This is a genomic window from Catenulispora subtropica, assembly GCF_039531675.1.
Taxonomy (GTDB): domain Bacteria; phylum Actinomycetota; class Actinomycetes; order Streptomycetales; family Catenulisporaceae; genus Catenulispora; species Catenulispora subtropica.
In genome coordinates this window covers 114,161-136,031 of sequence record NZ_BAAAQM010000020.1, presented here as the reverse complement: position 1 = coordinate 136,031, position 21,871 = coordinate 114,161, and the positions used below count along the sequence as shown (strand labels likewise).

The window sequence follows — 21,871 nt, the reverse complement described above, 5'->3', positions numbered from 1 at the left end:
GACGTCAGGCGCTCGCCGCCGGAGCGAGGAACGGAGCGAAGTGGTCCGCCACGTCGTCCGCGATCGACTCCGCGTCCCGGGAGCCGTCGACCCGGAGCACGCGGATGCCGAGCACGGCGGCCCGGTGCGCGGCGTCCTCGCCGACCAGGCGGTCCCGCCCGATCCGGTTGGCCTGGGCCCGGTCCGGGTCGCTGAACCGCCCGCCCATCGCGCCGGCGCGCGGGAGCGTGGCGAGCTGGTGGCTCCGGAACTCCTCGGTCGGGACCATGACGACCATCCGCCGCGGCGTGTCCAGGAGCGGCGCGACCAGCTCGGGCCGCAGTCCCCAGCCTTCCGCGAGGATCGGCCGCCCGCTGGAGAGGGCGCGCAAGTCGTCCAGCGCCCACGTGAAGCGGACCGGGAAGCCGGCGAGGGTCTCGGCGGCCATGTCCTCGGCGGTCGTATGGACCCACACGGTCTCCGGATCCGGATCCTCCGTCGGTTGTCCGAGGGCGACCCGCCGCGCGATCCGCCGGTCCTGGTGGCCTCGGGCGTCGTGGTAGTCGTAGTGATAAGCGGTCAGCCCATGGCGGTGCGCCAGGATGCGCGCCACCGTCGATTTCCCGGCCCACTGCGCGCCGCCGATCCACAGCGCGCGGTGCAGGGTGCCGAACGGATCCCAGATCTCAGACATGCGGTCCTCCCGTGTGCCGGCGCGGAAGCGCCGACACACGAGTGTCGCGGATCCCTCACGCGATCCGCGCCTCGGAAGCGAGCATCGCCGTGAGCTCTTCGGCGTCGGCGATGTGCCCGGGGAGCCCGCGGGCCTGGAACCACTGCGCGACGTTGCGGACGTCGCGGGCCAGGAAGTCGTGGCCGTTGGGGTTCACCACCACGTCCACCACCTGCGGCAGGTCGATCAGGACCAGGCGGCCGTGGTGGACCAGGATGTTGTACGGCGACAGGTCGCCGTGGGTCTGGCCGCGCTCGGCCAGGGCCAGCAGCGCGCCCACCAACTGCTCCCACAGGTCCTCCAGCTCGTCGGCCTCCGGCCGGAGCTGGGCCAGCCGCGGGGCGGCGGTGCCGTCCGGGTCGCCGACGAACTCCATCAGCAGCTCGGTGCCGTACAGCTGCACCGGATAGGGCACCGGGACTCCGGCCTGCCACAGGTCGGACAGAGCGGCGAACTCGGCGATCGCCCACTGCTGCGCGATCAGGTTCATACCGAAGGAGGAGCGGGTCTCGATGGCCCGCATGTCGCGGGTGCGGCGCAGTCGGCGGCCTTCCAGGTAGCCGGCGTCGCGGTGGAAGCTGCGGTGCTCGTTGGAGCGGTAGCGCTTGGCGGCCATGGTGACCTCGCGGCCGGTCTCGGGCATGACCCGTCGCAGCAGGAAGACGTCGGCCTCCTTGCCGGTCTTGAGCACACCGAGCTCGTGGTCGCACGCCCCCTGGTCGGTGATCACCCACTCCGGGAGCGGCTCGGGCCCGTGGCCGGAGTCGGCCCAGTTGGACCAGCGGTCGCCTTCCGGCGGCGCCATGTCCTGGTTCTCACGCTCGATGGCCAGGCGGGCTTTTTCCTCGAGGGTGAGGCGGCCCTTGCGGTTCGGGTTGGCCAGGCCCTCGTCCTGGCGCCGGCGCATGCGCTGCGGGCGTGCGGAGAGGTCGTCGAACGCGTCGAAGTGGTCGAAGCCGTCGAAGCCGTCCGAGTCGGAGGACGCGTCGAAGTCGTCGTTCAGGTACTGCGAGTGCTTGGGCACTGTGGTGTTCTCCATGTGGAAAGGAGGGAAGTGAAACGGGATTCCGCGCGCGCGGTAGTGACGACAGCGGTCACTGTCCCCACCTCCTTCCTGGAGAGACACGTAGCGGCGATCTTGTGATCGGCGACGGGCACGACGGTTCCACGGATCGCGCCGCCGCGCAACCGATTATTCTCGGCACCCGATACGATCAAGAGATGAGCGAGGAAGCCGGGGCGGCGCGCTGGGTCCGGGCGGCCCAGAACGGCGACGCTCTGGCGATGAGCCGGCTCCTTGACGACCTGACGCCCTACGTCGGCCGGCTGTGCGCCCCGATCGCCCTGGCCGACGGCCCGGACGCGGCGCAGGAGGCGCTGATCGCGGTGTTCCAGAACCTGAAGAGCTTGCGCGAACCGGCTGCCTTGTACGGCTGGGTCCGGCGGATCGCGGTGCGCGAGGCGGTGCGGGTCGCTCAGCGGAGCGCACGGCAGCAGCCGGCCGAGCTGGCGGAGCTCCCGGCGCCGGGCGGCCCGGAGCTGGCGGTGGACGTGCGGGACGTGCTGAACCGGCTGTCGCCCGAGCATCGCGCGATCCTGATGCTGCGCGAGGTGGAGGGCTTGGACGAGCGCGCCGCCGCGGAGGTGCTGGCGGTGTCGGCGGGCACGGTGAAGTCCCGGCTGAGCAGAGCGAAGTCGGCGTTTCGGAAGGCGTGGGACGCATGAGTACGGGCTCTGACTCAGGTCTGCGGACGTCGGCGGCGGTCGTGTGGCGCGCGACGACCGTCGGCACGGCGAGTCGGAAAGCAGACCGGAAGGCGGTGTCCTCATGACCGAGTGGCCTGTGGCGGAGCTGGACCCGGTGCGGCGCATGCGGGTGCTGGCCTCGGCGTTGCCCGGCGGCGGCTTCGCGCAGGCGCGGATCGAGGCGCCGTTCGAGCGGGTCTGGGGCTATCTGGCGGATCTGGACCGCAGCATTCCGGAGCTGGTCGGGTTCCTCCGCCGTTTCGAGCTCCGGGGGGACGGGACCGCGGTCGCGACCGGGCTGGTCGGCAACCGCGGCCGGTTCGACGTCGAGCTGCGTGACGGTTGGTGCGTGATGCAGGACCGCTTCGTGGTGGGTGGATTCGCCGCGGTCGCCGACGGCGACGCCACGCTCCTCGCCGCCTGCGGGGCGGTGCGGACGCGCGGGCTCCGGCGGGTCGTGCCGCTGGTCTTCGGCGACCGGATCGTTCTCAGGACCCTGGGGAGGATCCGGCGCGCCGTCGAGCGCTCAGATCAGGAACTTTAGGATCTCCTCGGCGACCTCCTCGGGGCGCTCCTCCGGCAGCAGGTGACCGGCCCCCGGTACCACCACGACCCGCATCTCGTCCGCGTGGCGTTCTCCACCCTCCAACACCGTCGGCGGGATCACCACGTCCCGTTCTCCGCCGATGATCAGCGTCGGCGTCGTCAGCCGCGCCGTGCGGTACCGGCCGCGCGGGTGCCCGAAGATCTCCTGCCAGACGTAGGCCGCGTTCACCTGCTCCGCGGCCCGTGCGTGTCCCGGGTCGCGCAGCAGATCCGTGTAGACACGCGGGTCCTCGCGCTCCCACAACCGCGGGTCCCCGGACCAGTGCCGGAGCAGGAAACCCGCGAACCCGGTGCGGCGCAGCACGAGCGGGCCCAGCGGCGGGTGCTCGATGAAGGCGGTGTGCCACATCCGCCACAGGTTCGGCAGCACCCGGCGGTGCACCGGCCACAGGTGCGTCATGTTCACCGAGATCAGGGAGCTGACTCGCTCCGGATGCCGCAGCGCGGCCGAGAAGCCGACCCAGCCGCCCCAGTCGTGGCCGGCGATCGCGGCCCGGTCGATCCCGAGCTCGTCGAGCACCGCGACGACGTCGTCCGCCAGGTCGGGGGTGCCGTAACCGTGGCGCGCGACCTCGGTCCAGCCGAACCCGCGCAGGTCGACGGCCAGCACCCGGTGCCGGGTGGCGAGCAGGGGGATGACGTGGCGCCAGGCGTACCAGTGCTGCGGGAAGCCGTGGACGAGCACGATCGGCGCGCCGTCGGCCGGACCCGACTCGGCGACGTGGAACCTTACGCCCCGCGCGGTCACGTAGCGGTGCCGGACATCGGCGACCTGAGGCATCGAGAAGACGGACAAGGGTGACCCCTCCAGTTTCGACTGCGGTGGATGCTGTCGATGCGAAGAGGGGCCACCCTGTCTATTCGTTCCCGGTAAGTGCCGAGAACAAGTGTGTGACTTACGTCACTATACTGTCACTGATCCGTCACTGTGCGAGACCGAACACGTTCATCAGCTGTCCGTCCGGGGTGTCGCCGTCCAGCGACCACGTCATGTCGCCGCGCAGTCCCAGGGCCTTGATGAACAGCACCTTCTGGCGGATGCTCTGCGGGTCGTCGAACGTCCAGAAGGTCTTGCTCGCCGGGTCGTACTTGTACGCCGCGCCCGAGAAGAGATCGTGGTGCACGGTCCCGGGCTGTGCCGCGATCTGGTTGTAGTCGACGTCCGCCGCCACGCCGGTCGCGCTCTGGTAGAGCCCGTCGTCGTGCGGGCCGGGGGCGACGCCGGTCCAGCCGTGCGCGTAGAAGGGGATCGAGACGACGATCTTGCGCGGGCTGGCGCCGTGGGCGAGGTAGTTCGCGACGACCTCGGCCGTGGAGATCTCGCCGTTGTCCGGGTACGGGTCGTCGCGCGTCGGCCGCGGCGCCGGGTCGAAGGGCGACGGGAACAGGTTCGACTGCGAGTTCGTCGGGCCGGCCGTCTCCCACGGGCCGTGGAAGTCGAACGTCATCACGTTCATCCAGTCCACGATCCGCGACACCGGGCCGACCTCGATGTGCGACACCTTCTCGGCGCCGGACGGGGTGTCGGCGGTGAGGATGTAGTGCTTGCGATCAGCGGAACCCTGAGCGTCCAGCTGGTCGCGCAGCTCCTGGAGCAGCAGCGTGAAGTCGTGCGTGTCCTGAGGGCCGTGCGGGTTGCCGTTGCCGGCCTCGTCCGGATACTCCCAGTCGATGGCGATGCCGTCGAAGATCCCGGCCGCCGCGCCCGGCACGACGCCCGGCAGGTTGCCCTTGATGTACATGTCGATGCAGGACTGCGCGAACTTCGCGCGGGACTCCGGCGTCGAGGCGGCGGCCGAGAAGTTCGTGGACTCCGTCCACCCGCCGATCGCCATCACGATCTTGAGGTTCGGATAGGCCTTCTTGAGCTCGGCCAGCTGGTGGAAGTTGCCGGCGACCGGCTGCGTCCAGGTGTCGGACGTGCCGTCGACGGAGTTCGCGCCGTCGATCGGCTTCTGCCAGTCGGCCCACGGGTCGGCGCTGGAGCAGGTCCCGTCCGGCGCGATGTCGGAGAACGCGTAGTCGATCTCGGTGAGCTTGTTCACGGCTCCGGAGGCGATCAGGTTCTTCGTGGAGAACCCGGAGTAGACGCCCCACTGGGTCAGGTATCCGACGGACACCTTGCCGTTGTCACCACCGGAGTGGGCTTCGGCGGGGCCGGCGGCGACGGCGAGCGGTGTGAGCGCGAGGCTCACGACGGCGGCCGCCGCGAGGGCGGCGCGGTGGTGCGGGGAAGGGTGGCGCATGGGGCTCCTCAAGGGTGACGAGAGGGGTCTAGACCAGCCTGGCGTGCGCAATGGTCCTCGCCATCCTCCGTGCGGTCAAGAGCCGGAAGCGGACCTTTGCCCGCCCATGACCAGCGCCTTGATGTTCATGGTCTAATCCAGTTGGTTTAGACCTTGGTCTAGACCTCACCCTTGACAGTCCTCGATGACAGCGCTAATTCTTCGCTGAGACACCCGATCCGTTTTGAGCGGCGCCGCTTCCCGGATCAGCTCCATGCGCAATCCCTTCACGTCCGAATCCTCCCGCCACAGGAGAGTGCGAAAGGCATGAGAGCGTCACGAAGATCAGCCCTGACCGCGGTGGTAGCCTCCGCGGTCATCGTCGCGGGCGCGACCGCCGCCATCGGCGCGGGCTCCGCCCCACGCGCGGCCGGCGCCACCAACACCACCGGGGCCTCGGCCACGTCCGGCGGCATGAAGGTCGCGTACTTCGACCAGTGGTCCATCTACCAGAACGCGTACTACCTCAAGAACGTCGACACCTCCGGTGCCGCGTCCAACCTCGACTACCTGCTGTACGACTTCGAGAACATCGACCCCACCAACCTGACCTGCTTCGAGACCACCAAGGCCACCGACCCGGACCCGGGGGGTGAGAGCGACCCGAACGCCGGCGACGGCGCCGGCGACTCGTTCGCGGACTACCAGAAGTCCTTCGACGGCTCGATCAGCGTCGACGGCACGTCCGACGCCTACGGCATGCCCATCGTCGGCAACTTCCACCAGCTGCAGGAGCTGAAGAAGAAGCACCCGAACCTGAAGGTGCTGCTGTCGCTGGGCGGCTGGACGTATTCCAAGTACTTCTCCGACGTGGCCGCTTCGGACGCGTCCCGGAAGAAGTTCGTGTCCAGCTGCATCGACATGTTCATCAAGGGCAACATCCCGTCGCAGGGCGGCTACGGCGGCCCCGGCACCGCGAAGGGCATCTTCGACGGGTTCGACATCGACTGGGAGTACCCGGGATCGGCCGGCGGCCACACCGGGAACCACTACAGCGCGGCCGACAAGCAGAACTACACGGCGCTGCTCCAGGAATTCCGGACCGAGCTGAACGCTCAGGGATCAGCTGACGGAAAGACCTACGCGCTGTCGGCGGCGCTGCCCTCCGGCCAGGACAAGATCTCGGCGGGCATCGAGACGCAGAACGTCGGCGGCATTCTGACCTTCGGCGACGTGATGACCTATGACATGCACGGCGCGTGGGACACGACCGGGCCGACGAACCACCAGGCCCCGATCTACAGCGACCCGAACGACCCGATGTCCAACGTGCCGCCGGGCAACGCCAAGTACAACCTCGACGAGGCGATCAAGGCGTTCACCGTCGGCGACGCGTCGTACGGCATCCCGGGCGGGTTCCCGGCGAACAAGATCAACATCGGGATCCCGTTCTACTACCGGGGCTGGACCGGCGTCGCCGCCGGGTCCTCGCACGGCTTGTTCCAATCGGCGTCGGGCCCCGCTGCGGGGGCACCGCTGTCCGGGAACGTGCCGGGCGTGCACATGTACAAGGAGCTGTCCGGGATCGTGGACAACCCGGCTGACACCTTCTACGACCCGGTCGCCCAGGCCGCGTACTTCTACAACGGGACCGATTTCTGGACCGGCGAGTCGGTGCAGTCGGTCCAGGCCAAGGCCGACTACGTGCACTGCAACGGCCTGGCCGGCGCGATGATGTTCTCGATGTACGACGGCGCCGACGTGCTGTTCAACAAGGCGGTCTCGGCCATCAACGGCTCGGCGGGCTCCTGCCCGACCGGTCCGCCGACCTCGACCTCCTCGCCGTCGACGACGCCCAGCACCACGCCGACGACGCCGACCACGACGCCCACGACCACGCCGACGACCACCCCCACCACGCCCACCACGACGCCGACGACCACCCCCACGGGTGGCAGTTGCGGCGCGGCGGCGTGGAGCTCCACCACGGCGTACAACGGCGGCGCGATCGTGTCGTACGGCGGCCACACCTGGACCGCGAAGTGGTGGACCCAGGGCGACGTCCCGGGCGCCAACTCGCAGAACGTATGGCAGGACGACGGCGCGTGCGGTCCTTCGAGCACCCCGCCGCCGGGCACCTGCACCCTGCCGGTGTGGAACTCGACGATGGCGTACAGCGGCGGCGCGGTCGTCCAGTACGGCACGCCGGCCCACAAGTGGACCGCCAAGTGGTGGACCCAGGGCGACACGCCCGGCAGCAACTCGCAGAACGTGTGGACCGACGGCGGTCTGTGCACTAGTTAGCGGGTTGTAGCCGAGACGGAGTCCGACGCCCGGAACCGTGTGCCACCGCGGTTCCGGGCTTGGCCAGGGTGTCTAGATGCGAGTCCCGGACCGTGCGGTCCGGCGCCGGTACCGCAGTCCCGCCGGTCCTCCCTGGACGGGCGGCGGTACCGGCTCTTTTGCTTTGCGGGAGCCGCGGAGAGTGGGGCTCAGCCGCGCAGGGTCTTCCGCGGAGGGCGGCGCTCAGCCGCGCAGGGCCTTGTACGCCTCGGGGTCGCTGTCGCCGAGGAACGCGGCGCAGCGCTCGGCCTCCTCCGTCTCGCCGATACGCGCGGCGGCCAGGCCCAGCGCGTTGAGCGCGCGCAGGAAGCCGCGGTTCGGCTCGTGCGCCCACGGGACGGGCCCGTGGCCCTTCCACCCGTTGCGCCGCAGCAGGTCCAGACCGCGGTGGTAGCCGGTGCGCGCGTACGCGTAGGCGGTGACCGACCCGGCGAGCGAGTCGTCGCCGGCCAGCGTCGCTTCCGCGAGCGCCGCCCACCCGGCCGGCGTGGCCGGGTTCGCGGCCGCGACCTCGGCCGGCGCGGTGCCCGAGGCCAGGGCGTCGCGGACGGTGGAGTCGTCGGGAAGGAGGGTCGGCGGCGGGGAGTCGAGGAGGTCCTTGTGCATGGCTAGAGGCTACCGGTGGGGCGGGGCGGGGGAGTCGGCGGCGCGGCGGGGGCTCGGTTATCAGTTGTCGAGCCCTTACCCGTCTTGGTCGTCTCGAGGTGCACGGGGACTGTGGGGTCTGTGCGGACGGTGCGGGACCCACGGGATCCAGTGCTCGCCCGGCTCGCAGTCCGGATCCCACCGCGCGCCGATGATCAGGCCGATGTTCTCGTAGTCCGGGTGCTGCGACGCTTTCTGGGCCCAGTCGCAGATGGACGGTTCGGGGGGTTCCGGGGTCGGTTCGGAGGACCGGGGGGCGGGCGGCGGGGTCGGGGTGGGTGTGGGCGTCGGCTTCGGCTTCGGGGGAGTGGGGGTCGGCGTCGGTGTGGGGCGCGTCGGTGTGGGGCGTGGCGGGGGTGGCGGCTTCGCCGGCGTGGAGCGCCTGGGCGGTGGGGTCGGGGTCGGCTCGGCCACCGGTGGCGGGGGCGGTGTCGGTTTCGGGCCGACGATCGGGGCCGGAGCGGGCAGTGCCGCGGCCGGGGGTGAGGATGGCAGTGGGGTCTCGTCCGGGGGCGTCGAGCTGCCGCCGCCGGCCATCGCCCACGCCAGGATGGCGCACGCGACCGCCGCGACCGTGCCCATGGTGATCGTCTGGGCTTGGCGGCTCTTCCGCAGCCGCATCAGCCAGCGGGCCAGGAGGCCGCCGGCCTTCGCGCCGCCGTCCGCCGCCGCTCCCGCGGCGCTGGAGCCCGCCGCGCCCGCCGCTCCCGCCGCGGCCCCGCCCGCGGCGGCGCCCCCGATCGCCGCGCCGGTGGTCGTCGCGGTCGTCGTGGCCACGACCCCGGTGGCCGCGGCCGCTCCGAGCGTGATCCCGGCGATGATCTTCGCCGCCGCGGCCGACCCGAACACCAGCGGCGACAGGACCTCCGGCAGCGATTCGTTGAACTTCAGCAGCTCCAGGTACAGCCCCGTGCAGTCCGCGCATGTGTCCAGGTGCCGCTCCACCTTCGCGTTGTCGCGCGTTCCGAGCTTGCCGCGGACGAAGGCCGCGAGCCGCTGGGCGTGCGGCCGGCACTTCGGATCGACGGTCTCGGCCAGGTGGGCCTGCAGGAACGCCTGTCGCAGTCCTTCCCTGGCCCGGTAGGCCAGGGCCGACACCGCCGACGGCGACAGGTCGAGCAGCGGCGCCACTTCGGCCGGGGACTCGCCCTCGACCTCCAGGTGCCACAGGACGATCTGCCAGCGTTCCGGCAGCGAGTGGAAGGCGCGGGAGGCGATCTGGCGGTCGAAGGCCTCGTCCAGGGGATCGCGGTCCTCGCCGGTCATCGGGGCCGCCGTGACTTCGAGCTCGGCGATGTTCTCCACCAGGCGCACGCGCTTGGCGGATTCGGCCCAGTCGAACGCCGTCCGGCGCAACGTCGTGTAGAGGTACGCGCGGAACGCCTCGTCGGGGCCGTTGCCGCGGTCCAGCGCCGCCAGCACCCGGGTGAACGCCTCCGCGGCCAGGTCGTCGGCGGCCGCCTCGTCCCGGGCCAGGTGCCGCGCCACCCGCAGCGCCGCCCGCCGGTGCCGCTCGTACAGCGGACCGTAAGCCCGGCGGTCGCCGGCCCGGACCATGGCGATCAGGTCGGCGTCGGTCGGTGGACGGTCCCCGGGGACGGGCACGTGCGGACTCCTTGCGTGGACGGTTCGCGGTCGGGGGACAGCCTGGACCGGGAGTGTCCGCTCTGCTGCGGATTGTGAGTGGGATGTACACGACCGGATGAACGGCGTGGTGGGGGCGGCGGCGGGCCGGTGCCGATATTCCCTGGCTGCACCCTGGTCCCGTTCGCCAAGCTGGCGCCATGGCATCGAGCACCACCGAACTCCCCGCGGACGGCGTACCGGCCGGGCAGACGCCGCGGAGACGCGGCCGGCTGGCGCTGCTGGCCAGCCTGTTCCTGGTGGACCTCGGTGCGGCGATGGTCGCCATCGCGCTGCCGTTGTTGTTGGTGCGCGAATACGGTGTCTCGTTCGCGGTCGGCCTCACGTTCGCGATCGGAGTGCTCCCGCGCATCGTGGCCGCGCCGCTGCTCGGCAACCTGCTCATCCGGTACGACCCGCGCCGGATCGCGATCGTCGGCGCCCTGGGTTCGGCGCCGCTGACGGCGCTGATCCCGGTGACCGACCGGATGTGGCAGTTCCAGCTCCTCAACCTCGCCGTCAACATCTTCGGCGCGGTCGCCGAACCGTCGCGCCTGGCGCTGCGCGCGGCGACGATCGAGGCCGGGGAGGAGTTCCGGGGCAACGGCCTGTTCATCGCCGCGGAGCGGGTGCCGCGGGTGCTCGGGCCGGGCCTGGTCGGCATACTGACCGGGCTCGGGGTCGGGCCGGACTGGTCGTTCTCGTTCCCCACCGCGTTCGCGGTCGCGGCGGCGCTGCTCGTGCTGCGTGTGCCGGCCGCGAAGCGTCCCGACCGGGCCGATGCGGAGCGCCGGGGTTTCCTGGCGACGACCGTCGGCAACCTGCGGCTGCTGGTCACCACGGCTTCCGGCGACCGTTTCGTCGCGGCCCTGACACTCACCGCGTTCCCGTATGTCGCGGCGTCGAGCATCGCCCGCATCATGCTCCTGACGATGGCGCAGACGCGGTTCGCCGGGCATCCCGGACTCTTCGGCTGGCTGCTCGGCGCGATCTCGCTGGGCGCCGTGCTCGGCGCGCTCCTGAGCGGACGCGTCAGCCGGATCGACTACGGCACCCTCTACATCGCCGGCAACCTGATCGAGGCCGCCGTCTGGCTCGGGCTGACCACGGTCCACAACCCGTACGTCGCGCTCGTCGCCGTCTTCCTGACCGGGATCCTCGAAGCGGCGCCGACCGTGGTGTTCTTCGCCGAAGTCCAGCGGCGGCTGCGTCCGGAGCTGCTCGGCTACTTCTACGCGGCGGTGATGCCGCTGATCGACGCCGCGCTCACCGGCGGCTACCTGCTCGGCGGCGCGCTGATCCACCACGGCGTGACGCTGTCGGGCTGGTGTGTGGCGGTGCTGATCGCGGTGCCGGTGCTGGCGACGGTCCGCTGGTATCGCGTGCCGCCGCCGGCTCTGTCAGCCTCCATATAACAGGGTTTTCATAAGGGGCGCGCTCCGGTCCGTTCCGACAGCACCGAGAGCAGCGCGCCGGCCGGCGTCCACCCGTCGGGGGCCGTCCCCGGCGGCACCACCCAGTGCAGCCATCCCCGCCACGGCAGCAGCGGCGGCAAGGTGGCGGTCGACCCCGGCCCCCCGACGCGGACGCCGAGCGCGCCTCCTGATCGACTGGCCCATTCGCACAGCGCGGCGCTGTCCGGGTCCGGATCCGGCGTCGGCGCCACCAGGAACCCCACCCGCATCACCGACCGCCGCGAGTCGGCGACGACGGGTCCGAGCCGCACTCTCCGCGCGCGCAGCGCCGCCAGCGCCGCGTGCCCGACGGCCGCCGGCATGCTCACCAAGTCGAAGGACTGTCCCACCGCCACCGTCAGTGGTTGGGCGGGGTCGGTGTAGAGCCCCCGTAATTCGCCCCGGCCGTTCTCGGATCCCATCGTCGCCTCCCCTTGTGCGAGGCCGCGGTACGGCGGCCCCTTCACTCATAGAGACCGGGTTCCGCGCGATCGATGACGCGGGTTCGTGGACTGATCTGAAGAACGGGTGGGTGGCTCAGGAACCGGCGCGGATCCCCGCGATCAAGGCCTCGATGTGCCGGCGGAAGACCGCGGCCATGTCCACAGCCTCGGGATCCACCAGCCACTGCTGCTGCAGCCCGTCCATCAGGGCCACGAGTTCGATGGCGATGGTCTCGGGGTCCGCGTCGGCGCGGAACTCGCCGCGGGTCACGCCGTCGCGGACGGCGTCGGCCAGCACCACCCGGATGCGCCGGTAGCGGTTGCGGGCCCAGGTGTGCGCCGGATGATCGGCGGTGACGCTCTCCGCCGACAGCACGGTGAACAGCTGCACCAGGCCCGGGACCCGCTGGTTGTGGTCCACCAGGTCGGCCAGGGCGTACAGGGCCGCGGACCCGGACAGGAGGGAGCCGTCCTCGGAGTGGAAGCGCGCCGAGTCCATCTCGTCCCGGAGGTCGAGCGTGGCGGCGAGCAGTTCCTCCTTGGTGTGGAAGTGATGCAGCAGTCCGGGCTGGGACAGCTCCGCACGCTCGGCGATGCGGGCCAGGGAGGCGCCCCGGTAGCCGTTCTCGGCGAACTCCTCCATGGCGATGTGCAGGATCCGGGTCCGGCGGGCGCGGCCCACGGCGTAGCCGCCACCGCGGCGGGTGCGGCCGGTGCCGGCTTGATCCCCTCGTGTCACGGCACCACTGTAGCGAGTGTCAAGATCACGCCGGAATAACAAACCTACCGACCACTCGGTAATTCGGATAGCCTCCGTCTCGGAGCCGCCGACCGGTGCGAAGGAGTACGTGCCATGGATGAGAACAAGCTGGCCGACCTCGTCGGACGCCTGACGCTGGACCAGAAGATCGCGCTGCTGACGGGCGAGGACTTCTGGTCGCTGCGCGCCGAGCCGGAGATCGGCCTGCGCAAGATGCTGCTGTCCGACGGCCCGGCCGGCGTGCGCGGCACGGCCTGGGACGAGCGCGACACCTCGCTGCTGTTCCCGAACCCCACCGCCCTGGCCGCCACCTGGGACCCCGGCCAGGCCCGCCGGGCCGGCGCGCTGATGGGCGCGCAGGCCCGCGACAAGGGCGTGGCCTGGCACCTGGCGCCGAACGTCAACCTGCACCGCAGCCCGCTCGGCGGCCGGCACTTCGAGTGCTATTCGGAGGACCCGCTGCTGTCCGCGCAGGTCGCCGTCGGTTTCGTCGAGGGCGTGCAGAGCGCGGGGGTCGCGTCCACCGTCAAGCACTACATCGGCAACGAGTCCGAGACCGACCGCATGACCTACGACGCCGAGATCGACGAGGGTGTGCTGCGGGAGGTCTACCTGCCGCCGTTCGAGGCCGCGGTGCGGGCCGGCGCCTGGTCGGTCATGGCGGCCTACAACTCCGTGGACGGCGTCAGCATGACCGACAACGAGCCGCTGCTCACCGGCCTGCTGAAGGACGACCTCGGCTTCGACGGCGTCGTGGTCTCCGACTGGTTCGCCACCCGCTCCACCGCCGTGTCCGCCAACGCCGGACTCGACGTCGTCATGCCCGGGCCGCAGGGCCCGTGGGGCGAGGCGCTGGCCGAGGCGGTGCGCAAGGGCGAGGTGCCACAGGCCGCGATCGACGACAAGGTGCTGCGGATCCTGCGGCTCGCCGCCCGCACCGGGTTCCTGGAGGGCGCCGGCGAAGCCGAGGCCGAACACGGCGAGCCCCCGGCCCCGGCCGGAACGCCCGACGACGCCGAGGCCCAGATCCGCGACATCGCGGCGCGCGCCATGGTCGTGCTGCGCAACGAACCGGTCGGCGCCGGACCCCTGCTGCCGCTGGATTCCGGCACCGTGTCCCGCGTCGCGGTCATCGGGCCGAACGCCGCGCTGCTCACCGCGCAGGGCGGCGGCTCGGCGCACGTGAACCCGGCCCACGTCGTCAGCCCGCTGGCCGGCCTGACTGCAGCCTTCGGACCAGGCGTCGCCGTCGAGTACGCCGAGGGCGTCCACACCCAGCGGCTGCTCGCGCCGATCACGCCCGACACGGCTACGGACCCTGATACCGGAGAGCCGGGCCTGCGCGTCGACTTCCTCGACGCCGCCGGGGACGTCCTGGGCAGCGAACTGCGGCGGGCTTCGCGGTTCGTGTTCATGGGCGGACTGCCGAGGGGGACGTCCGGGATCCGCGTCCGGGCCGACGTCGCCGTCGGGGAGAGCGGCCCGCACCGGTTCTCCGTGTCCGGCGTCGGCAGGTTCCAGCTGACGGTCGGCGACCGGCCGGCCGTCGACGTCGAGCTCGCCCCGAGCGAGGGCGGCGACATCGTCGAAGCTCTGGTCAAGCCGCCGGAGCACCGCGTCGACGTGGACCTCGAAGCCGGGACGGTCCGCGCGGAGGTGGTGGCCTCCGTCGACCCGGACCTGCCGATCGCGATGTTCGGGCTGAACCACGGCGCGCCCGGTCCCGGCGCCGACGAGCTGTTCGCCGCGGCCGTCGAGGCGGCGCGCGCCGCCGACGTGGCGATCGTCGTCGTCGGCACGACCGACGAGGTGGAGAGCGAGGGCTTCGACCGCACCGGCCTGAAGCTGCCCGGGCGCCAGGACGACCTGGTGGCGGCCGTGGCCGCCGCGAACCCGCGCACCGTGGTCGTGGTGAACGCCGGCGCGCCGGTGGAGATGCCGTGGCGCGAGCAGGTGCCGGCGCTGCTGTGGGCGTGGTTCCCCGGCCAGGAGGGCGGTGACGCCGTCGCGGACGCCCTGACCGGCGCGGTGGAGCCCGGCGGCCGGCTGCCCACGACGTTCCCGAAGGCCGAAGCGGACGTGCCGGTGCTGTCCACACGGCCGGTCGACGGCAAGATCCGGTACAGCGAGGGCTCGATGTTCGGCTACCGCGGCTACGAGAAGGCGGGGACGGTGCCGGCGTTCCCGTTCGGCCACGGTCTCGGCTACACCACCTGGTCCTACGAGGACATCACGGCCGCGGTCACCGCGGGCGGCGACGTCGAGGTGCTCGTACGGGTCCGCAACACCGGCTCGCGCATCGGGCGCGAGGTGGTGCAGATCTATCTGACCGGCGAGGGCGACGCGGGGGCCGACCCCCGGCGTCTGGTCGGCTTCGGCGCGACCCTCGCCGCGCCGGGCGAGATCGCGACCGTCCCGGTCACGATCCCGGCCCGGGCGCTGGCCCGCTGGGACGAGGAGGAGAAGGGCTGGCGGGTGCACGGGGGCCCGCGGGACCTGATCGCGTCCCGGTCGGCGGCGGACCCACGGATCCGCACGCGGGTCGAGGTGGCGGACGCCCAGGGCTGAGACCCCCCGGGGTGCTGCGGCCCGGAGTCCCGGCCCGCCGCCGAACGGCGGTGGCGCCGGCTGCGTGAGGGAGCCGGCGCCACCGCCACCCTTCCCGCTCCCCGATTTTAACAAGGTTCTGACAAACGTTCTGGACGAACGACTTCATCCCGGTGGACGTGCAGCGGGAATACTCCGAGCGGCTCGGCGTGCGGTTCGTGCTCATGACCGGTGCCGGGCACACGCCGAACGAGGAGAGACCGGAGGAGCTGACCGCGGTGCTGGTGCCGTTCTGGGAACAGAATCAGCGTTGATCCCGATCTGATGAGATGCTGGCGGTGTGGCTGGCAGGAATATGGCGAGCGTTCCGCACGTCGAGCGGTTGAAGGTCGACTTCGCGTTGGAGCAGGACGCGTCCGGGTGGCCGCCCGCCGGTTCGGAGCGGGTCTGGGCGGTGCGCGTCGGCACCGACCGGGCCCGGCTGGACAACGTCCCGTTCTTCGTCCGGGGCTACGCGGTCGACGACGTGGTGCGCTTCGAGACCGACGAAGACGGCGTCCACTGGGTCCGGGAAGCGGTCCGCTACTCGGCGAACTGCACGATCCGGGTCATCCCGGCCAGGGACGGGCCCGAGGACGAGAGCGGTCGGGCGGTGCTGGAGGCCCTCGCTCCGTTCGGAGTCACGGGCGAGGGCATAGCCCAGTTGGGCATGGTCGCGCTGAACGTGCCGGAGCACGCTGACGTCCCCGCGGTGAAGCGTTTCCTCATCGAGGGCGAGGGCGACGGGCGCTGGCAGTACGAAGAAGGCTGCGTCACCGACGCGTGGCGTTCCGCCGCGTGACCGGCCACTGAGGCTTACGGGGCTATTTCCGGCGGACGGCCCGAGCCAGCGTCGCGGCCAGTGCCAGCGTGACGACGACCGGCAACAGCCACCAGCACGCGGTGGTGCGGGTGCTGAGGACGGCGGTGCCGGCCAGGGCGGCGATGATCAGGACGGCGACCATCGGATCGTCGCCGACGATGAACTCGTACCAGAAGGCTGCGAAGGCTTTCAGCCGGCCCATACCGCGCGCCTCCTGCGCAGGACCCAGACCGCGGTGGCGGCGACGGCCAGCACATAGGCGACGATGACGGGGAGGGCGGCGTCACCGCCGGGCCACTCCGCGCCGGCGCCCGCCGCGCCCCAGAAGATGCCGAAGCCGGTGAGCATCACACCGACCGCGAACTTCATGGTGTTCTCCGGGACGCGGGCCAGCGGGGCCTTCAGCACGACGCCCGCCGCCGCGACGGTGAGGACGGCGGCGACCGCGGCCAGCGCGGCGAGCGCGACACCGTGCTGATTGGCGCCGAAGGTGAGGGCGATGAACGCGACCTCCAGGCCCTCCAGGACGACACCCTTGAAGGACAAGGTGAAGGCGTACCAGTCGTCGACGAACGGCTTCTTGCTGCTGGTCACCCGCGCGGCGGCGGCGACCTGGCGGCGGTAGGCCGCGGCCTCGTCGCGCAGGTCCTTGTCACCGGACGCGCGCAGGATCGCTTTGCGCAGCCACTGGAGCCCGAAGGTCAGCAGCAGCCCGCCGACCACCAGCCGCAGCGTCTTGAGCGGCAGCACCGTCAACGCCGGCCCGAGGGCCGCGACCACGGCCCCGAGCAGGAGCAGCCCGGCCGCGACGCCCTGCAGCGCCGGGCGCCAGCCGCGCGTGACGCCGGCGGCGAGCACGATGGTGAGAGCCTCCACGGCCTCGACCGCGCAGGCCAGGTAGACGGACAGCAGCAGGAGAGCTGTTCCCACGGGGTTAATGTAACCGGTCCGGCCACGGAAGCCGTCACGGCACGGCGGTGAGGAGCGGCCGGTCGCTCCCTGAGGACGGGCCATGGCGCGGCGTCGATAGGTTGTGCGCATGCGATCTTCTTCCCGGGCCGTGGGGCTCGCGCTCGGCTTCGCGGCGGACTGGTATTTCGCGGACCCGCGGCGAGGGCATCCGGTGGCCGGGTTCGGCCGGGTGGCCGCCGGGCTGCGGAAGGTGATGTACGCGGACTCGCGGGTCGCGGGTGCCGCCTACGCGGGCACTCTGGTGGCGGGGGCCGCGGCGTTGGGCGTCGCGGGGGAGCGGTTCGGGCGGCGCCCGTGGGCCGGGACGGCGCTGACCGCCGCAGCGACGTGGACCGTACTCGGCGGGACGTCGCTGCGGCGCGAGGCGGCGCTGATCGGCGGATCGCTGACCGAGGGCGACCTCGCGGCGGCCCGGGAACGGCTGCCGCACCTGTGCGGCCGCGACCCGCGGGGCCTGGACGCCGACCAGATCGCGCGCGCGGTCGTCGAATCGGTCGCCGAGAACACCTCCGACGCGGTCGTGGCCCCGCTGTTCTGGGGCGCGGTCGCGGGGATCCCGGGGCTGCTGGCGTACCGGGCGTCGAACACGCTCGACGCGATGGTCGGCTACCGCGACGCGCGGTACCGGAACTTCGGCTGGGCCGCGGCCCGGCTCGACGACGTGCTGAACTACCTGCCGGCCCGGTTCACCGGCGCCGTCACGGTCGCGGCGGCTCCGATCGTCGGCGGCAGCCCCATCCAGGCCCTCAGGGCGCTGCGACGCGACGGCGCCCGCCACCCCAGCCCGAACGCCGGACGCTGCGAGGCGTCGGCCGCCGGCGCGCTCGGCGTCCGCCTGGGCGGCACCAACACCTACGGCGACGTCGTCGAACACCGGCCGGTACTGGGCTCGGGGCGCGCGCCGAGGGTCGCCGACATCCGGCGGGCGTCGGTGCTGTCGGCGACCGTCGGCGGCGCGGCCGCCGTCGCGGCGGTGCGGCTCGCCAAGGGACTCGGCCGATTCAGGGGCTAGCCCCGATCCGCCGATCTGGCACACTGTCCCCCGGACGACGAAGTCAGGAAGCCCGTGCGAATCGGGCGCTGTCCCGCAACTGTGAGCGGTCCTCCTCAAGGCCGCGAGTCAGGAACTGCCTGTCGTCCGTCACCATCGGCCCGAGGCGGAGCGCGGACTCCGCGAGAGGAAGTGCCGCCGCATGCCCGCGCGCGTTCTGCTGCTGTCCACCGCTGACACCGAGCTTCTGGCCGCCCACGCGTCCGGCGCCCCCTATCGCACGGCGAATCCCGCCCGGCTGGATGCCGACAGCCTCGCGCCGCTCCTCGGCGACGCGGACGTCGCGGTCCTGCGGCTGCTCGGCGGCCACCGCCTGTGGCAGTGGCTGGTCGACGCGGTCGCGGCCAGCGGGGTTCCGGCCGTCGTCCTCGGCGGCGAGGCGGTGCCGGACGCCGAACTGATGGCGTTGTCGACCGTGCCCGGCGGCGTCGCGGCCGACGCGCTGAACTACCTCACCGCCGGCGGTCCCGCGAACCTGGCGCAGCTGGCGAACTTCCTCACCGACACGGTGCTCGGCGGCGGCGAAGGATTCGACGCGCCCACGGCGATGCCCGAGTTCGGGGTGCACGGCGAGCGGGCGAGCCGGGACGGCCGCCCAACCGTCGGCATCGTCTTCTACCGCGCGCACGAGCTCTCCGGCAACACAGGATTCGTCGACACCCTCGCCGACGCCCTCGAAGCCCGCGGCGCCAACGCCCTGCCGGTCTACTGCGGCTCGCTGCGGGGTCTGTCCGACGCCGCGGGCCAAGGCCTCGTCGAGCTGCTCGGCCGCTGCGACGCGCTGGTCGTCACCGTCCTGGCCGGCGGCGGGGCCACCGCGGCCGACGCCGGCGCCGGCGGTGACGAGGACGCCTGGGACGTGGGAGCGCTGGCCGCCCTCGACATCCCGGTGATCCAAGGGCTCTGTCTCACCTCCTCCCGCGAGGCGTGGCGGGACTCCGACGCCGCGCTCACCCCGATGGACGCGGCGATGCAGGTCGCGATCCCGGAGTTCGACGGCCGCCTGATCGCCGTCCCCTTCTCGTTCAAGGAGAAGGGCGAGGCGGACATCCCCGTCTACGTCGCCGACGAGGAGCGCGCCCGGCGGCTCGCGGGCATCGCCTTCCGCCATGCCGCACTCCGCTCGATCCCCAACAGCGACAAGAAACTCGCCCTGGTCCTGTCCTCCTACCCGACCAAGCATTCCCGCATCGGCAACGCCGTCGGCCTGGACACTCCTGCCTCCGCCGTCCGCCTGCTCACCGCCCTGCGCGCGGCCGGCTACACCGTCGGCGACTTCCCCGAGGACGGCGACGAGCTCATCCACCGCCTCATCGCCGCGGGCGGCCACGACGTCGAGTGGCTCACCGAGGACCAGCTGGCGGCCGCCCCCGCCCGCGTCCCGCTCGGCGATTACGAGTCCTGGTTCGCGGGCTTGCCCGCCGAACTGCGCGAGGGCATCCGCCGGCACTGGGGTGAGCCGCCCGGCTCGCTCTACGTCGACGGGGACGACATCGTGCTCGCCTCGCTCCAGTTCGGGAACGTGCTGCTGATGATCCAGCCGCCGCGCGGCTTCGGCGAGAACCCCATCGCCATCTACCACGACCCCGACCTGCCGCCGAGCCACCACTACCTGGCCGCCTACCGCTGGCTGGAGAACGCGTTCGGCGCGGACGCCGTCGTGCACCTCGGCAAGCACGGCACGCTGGAGTGGCTGCCCGGCAAGGGCCTCGGCCTGTCCGCGTCGTGCGCCCCGGACGCGGTCCTGGGCGAGCTGCCGCTGGTCTACCCGTTCATCGTCAACGACCCCGGCGAGGGCACGCAGGCCAAGCGCCGCGGCCACGCCACCATCGTCGACCACCTGATGCCGCCGATGGCGCGCGCCGACACCTACGGCGAGCTGGCCAAGCTGGAGCAGCTGCTCGACGAGTACGCCGCCGTGTCCGCGCTGGACCCGGACAAGGCCCCGGCGGTGCGGGCGCAGATCTGGACCCTGATCCGCGCCGCGCAGCTGCACCACGACCTCGCGGCGTTCCTGCACGGCGACGTCGAGCGCCAGCCGGCCGACGACGACTTCGACGAGTTCGTGCTGCACCTGGACGGCTACCTGTGCGAGATCAAGGACGTGCAGATCCGCGACGGGCTGCACATCCTCGGCCGGGCGCCGGAAGGCGGGGAACTGGTCGCCGACGTGTTGGCGGTGCTGCGGGCGAAGCAGGTCTTCGGCGGGGTGAGCGGCGCGGTGCCGGGACTGCGGCAGGCGCTCGCGGCGTTCGTCGGCCTGGACGAGCAGGTCCTGCTGGCCGAGCCCGGCGCGCCGGTGAAGAGCCCTGAGTCGCTGAGCGAGCTGGCCGGGCCGCAGGCGCCCGCACGGACCGCTTCGGACGCGGTCGACATGCTGGAGACGCTGGCGCGGCGGCTCGTCGAGGGGCTCGCCGCCACCGACTGGGACTCCGCACGCGCCGAGAGCGTGTGCGACGAGGTCCTGCGCGCCGGCGACGCGGACGTCATCAGGGTGCTGCGCTTCGCCGCGACCGAACTCGTCCCGCGCCTGGCCCGCACCACCGACGAGATCGCCAACGTGCTGCGCGCCCTCGACGGCCGCTACATCCCGGCCGGCCCCTCCGGCGCCCCGACCCGCGGCCTGGTCGGCGTGCTGCCCACCGGCCGCAACTTCTACTCCGTCGACCCCAAGGCCATCCCGTCGCGCAACGCCTGGGACGTCGGCCAGGCCCTGGCCGAGTCGCTGCTGGCCCGGCACCTCGCCGACACCGGCGACTACCCGCGCTCGGTCGGCCTCACCGTCTGGGGCACTTCGGCGATGCGGACCCAGGGCGACGACATCGCCGAGATCCTGCACCTGCTGGGCTGCCGGCCGGTGTGGGACGACGCCTCCCGCCGCGTCACCGGCTTCGAGGTCGTGCCGGCGGCCGAGCTCGGGCGGCCGCGCGTCGACGTCACGGTCCGCATCTCAGGGTTCTTCCGCGATGCGTTCCCGCACGTCATCGCGCTCATCGACGACGCCGTGCGGGCCGTCGCGGAGCTGGACGAGCCCGCTTCCGAGAACTTCGTGCGGGCCCACGCCGACGCCGACACCGCCGCGCACGGCGACCGCCGCCGCGCCACCACCCGGGTCTTCGGCTCCAAGCCCGGGGCCTACGGCGCCGGCCTGCTGCCGCTGATCGACGCCCGCGACTGGCGCACCGACGCCGACCTCGCCGAGGTGTACGCGGTCTGGGGCGGCTACGCCTACGGCCGCGGGCTGGACGGCCGCGAGGCCCGCGGGGACATGGAGTCCGCGTTCCGGCGCATCCAGGTGGCGGCGAAGAACCAGGACAACCGCGAGCACGACATCGTCGACTCCGACGACTACTTCCAGTACCACGGCGGCATGGTCGCGATGGTGCGCGCGCTGACCGGCGCGTCCCCGGCGGCGTACGTCGGCGACTCGGCGGTGCCGGAGGCGGTGCGCACCCGCACGCTGGCCGAGGAGACGCACCGCGTGTTCCGCGCCCGGGTCGTGAACCCGCGGTGGGTGGCGGCGATGCAGCGGCACGGCTACAAGGGCGCGTTCGAGCTGGCCGCGACCGTCGACTACCTGTTCGGCTACGACGCCACCGCCGGGGTCGTGGACGACTGGATGTACGAGCAGCTGGCGCAGACGTACGTGTTCGACGAAACCAACCGCGCGTTCATGGAGCGCTCGAACCCGTGGGCGCTGCGCGGGATCTCCGAACGGCTGCTGGAGGCCGCCGAGCGCGGTCTGTGGGCCGAGCCGGAGGCGGAGACCCTGGACGGGCTGCGCCGGGTGTTCCTGGAACTGGAAGGCGACCTCGAAGGGGAGTAGGCCGCAGCGGTCAGGGGCGACCCGGCGGAAAATGACGGGAACCGCCGCCGGGGCGC

At 72.2% G+C, this 21,871-nt stretch carries 19 protein-coding genes and 1 riboswitch; of the genes, 9 read left to right on the top strand and 10 right to left on the bottom strand.

Annotated features, from left to right (window positions below):
* Positions 1-4 precede the first annotated feature (4 nt).
* Entirely contained in the window at positions 5-673 is a 669-nt protein-coding gene (locus tag ABD466_RS19130) for a hypothetical protein (protein WP_344658444.1), read from the bottom strand.
* Positions 674-728: 55 nt separating this feature from the next.
* A complete protein-coding gene (locus ABD466_RS19125; protein ID WP_344658460.1) occupies positions 729-1,619 on the bottom strand; it encodes a serine protein kinase RIO in 891 nt (296 codons plus the stop codon).
* 314 nt (positions 1,620-1,933) lie between these two features.
* Between ABD466_RS19125 and ABD466_RS19120 the strand changes: the two genes are divergently transcribed.
* Positions 1,934-2,437 carry an RNA polymerase sigma factor gene (locus ABD466_RS19120; protein WP_344658443.1) on the top strand — a complete coding sequence of 168 codons (504 nt, stop codon included), beginning with the start codon at positions 1,934-1,936 and terminating at the stop codon, positions 2,435-2,437.
* Positions 2,438-2,540: 103 nt separating this feature from the next.
* Positions 2,541-3,002: a hypothetical protein gene (locus tag ABD466_RS19115; protein WP_344658442.1), complete on the top strand. Its 462-nt coding sequence runs from the start codon at positions 2,541-2,543 to the stop codon at positions 3,000-3,002.
* Here ABD466_RS19115 and ABD466_RS19110 read toward each other — a convergent pair.
* Together ABD466_RS19110 and ABD466_RS19105 are read right to left on the bottom strand one after the other, a co-directional pair.
* The gene (locus ABD466_RS19110; protein ID WP_344658441.1) at positions 2,985-3,860 is read right to left on the bottom strand and encodes an alpha/beta fold hydrolase; all 876 of its coding nucleotides are present in this window, start codon (positions 3,858-3,860) and stop codon (positions 2,985-2,987) included. The genes ABD466_RS19115 and ABD466_RS19110 overlap by 18 nt on opposite strands.
* Positions 3,861-3,987: 127 nt before the next feature.
* On the bottom strand, positions 3,988-5,310 hold the full coding sequence (locus ABD466_RS19105) for a glycoside hydrolase family 18 protein (protein WP_344658440.1): 1,323 nt from the start codon (positions 5,308-5,310) through the stop codon (positions 3,988-3,990).
* A gap of 306 nt (positions 5,311-5,616) precedes the next feature.
* Between ABD466_RS19105 and ABD466_RS19100 the strand changes: the two genes are divergently transcribed.
* On the top strand, positions 5,617-7,593 hold the full coding sequence (locus ABD466_RS19100) for a glycosyl hydrolase family 18 protein (protein ID WP_344658439.1): 1,977 nt from the start codon (positions 5,617-5,619) through the stop codon (positions 7,591-7,593).
* Positions 7,594-7,815: 222 nt separating this feature from the next.
* Here ABD466_RS19100 and ABD466_RS19095 read toward each other — a convergent pair whose 3' ends face one another.
* Together ABD466_RS19095 and ABD466_RS19090 are read right to left on the bottom strand one after the other, a co-directional pair.
* The gene (locus ABD466_RS19095) at positions 7,816-8,238 is read right to left on the bottom strand and encodes a DUF3151 domain-containing protein (RefSeq protein WP_344658438.1); all 423 of its coding nucleotides are present in this window, start codon (positions 8,236-8,238) and stop codon (positions 7,816-7,818) included.
* Between the two features lie 75 nt (positions 8,239-8,313).
* Positions 8,314-9,882, bottom strand: a complete 1,569-nt coding sequence (locus ABD466_RS19090) for a sigma-70 family RNA polymerase sigma factor (RefSeq protein WP_344658437.1) — start codon at positions 9,880-9,882, stop codon at positions 8,314-8,316.
* A 179-nt stretch (positions 9,883-10,061) separates the two neighbouring features.
* On the opposite strand from ABD466_RS19090, the gene ABD466_RS19085 reads away from it, so the two are divergent.
* Positions 10,062-11,315 carry an MFS transporter gene (locus tag ABD466_RS19085; RefSeq protein WP_344658436.1) on the top strand — a complete coding sequence of 418 codons (1,254 nt, stop codon included), beginning with the start codon at positions 10,062-10,064 and terminating at the stop codon, positions 11,313-11,315.
* An 8-nt stretch (positions 11,316-11,323) separates the two neighbouring features.
* Here ABD466_RS19085 and ABD466_RS19080 read toward each other — a convergent pair whose 3' ends face one another.
* Complete coding sequence (locus ABD466_RS19080; protein WP_344658435.1) at positions 11,324-11,776, bottom strand: hypothetical protein; 453 nt, start codon at positions 11,774-11,776, stop codon at positions 11,324-11,326.
* Positions 11,777-11,891: 115 nt separating this feature from the next.
* On the bottom strand, positions 11,892-12,536 hold the full coding sequence (locus ABD466_RS19075; RefSeq protein WP_344658434.1) for a TetR/AcrR family transcriptional regulator: 645 nt from the start codon (positions 12,534-12,536) through the stop codon (positions 11,892-11,894).
* Positions 12,537-12,650: 114 nt separating this feature from the next.
* Between ABD466_RS19075 and ABD466_RS19070 the strand changes: the two genes are divergently transcribed.
* The 3 genes from ABD466_RS19070 (at position 12,651) to ABD466_RS19060 (ending at position 15,945) form a co-directional block, all read left to right on the top strand.
* The gene (locus tag ABD466_RS19070) at positions 12,651-15,125 is read left to right on the top strand and encodes a beta-glucosidase family protein (protein ID WP_344658433.1); all 2,475 of its coding nucleotides are present in this window, start codon (positions 12,651-12,653) and stop codon (positions 15,123-15,125) included.
* A gap of 158 nt (positions 15,126-15,283) precedes the next feature.
* On the top strand, positions 15,284-15,418 hold the full coding sequence (locus tag ABD466_RS19065; protein ID WP_344658432.1) for an alpha/beta fold hydrolase: 135 nt from the start codon (positions 15,284-15,286) through the stop codon (positions 15,416-15,418).
* Positions 15,419-15,444: 26 nt separating this feature from the next.
* Positions 15,445-15,945 (top strand): DUF4265 domain-containing protein, encoded by a 501-nt coding sequence (locus tag ABD466_RS19060; RefSeq protein ID WP_344658431.1) that lies wholly within the window; start codon positions 15,445-15,447, stop codon positions 15,943-15,945.
* Positions 15,946-15,967: 22 nt separating this feature from the next.
* Here the strand turns inward: ABD466_RS19060 and ABD466_RS19055 are convergent, their stop codons facing one another.
* Together ABD466_RS19055 and ABD466_RS19050 are read right to left on the bottom strand one after the other, a co-directional pair.
* Complete coding sequence (locus tag ABD466_RS19055) at positions 15,968-16,168, bottom strand: hypothetical protein (protein ID WP_344658430.1); 201 nt, start codon at positions 16,166-16,168, stop codon at positions 15,968-15,970.
* Positions 16,156-16,896, bottom strand: coding sequence for a COG4280 domain-containing protein (locus ABD466_RS19050; RefSeq protein WP_344658429.1), 741 nt, complete (start codon positions 16,894-16,896; stop codon positions 16,156-16,158). Before ABD466_RS19050 ends, ABD466_RS19055 begins: the two co-directional genes overlap by 13 nt.
* A 109-nt stretch (positions 16,897-17,005) precedes the next feature.
* On the opposite strand from ABD466_RS19050, the gene ABD466_RS19045 reads away from it, so the two are divergent.
* On the top strand, positions 17,006-17,950 hold the full coding sequence (locus ABD466_RS19045) for a cobalamin biosynthesis protein (RefSeq protein WP_344658428.1): 945 nt from the start codon (positions 17,006-17,008) through the stop codon (positions 17,948-17,950).
* A riboswitch (cobalamin riboswitch) is annotated at positions 17,949-18,087 on the top strand. (Overlaps the previous gene by 2 nt.)
* Before the next feature lie 44 nt (positions 18,088-18,131).
* Positions 18,132-21,815 carry a cobaltochelatase subunit CobN gene (cobN, locus tag ABD466_RS19040; RefSeq protein WP_344658427.1) on the top strand — a complete coding sequence of 1,228 codons (3,684 nt, stop codon included), beginning with the start codon at positions 18,132-18,134 and terminating at the stop codon, positions 21,813-21,815.
* Positions 21,816-21,871: the final 56 nt, after the last annotated feature.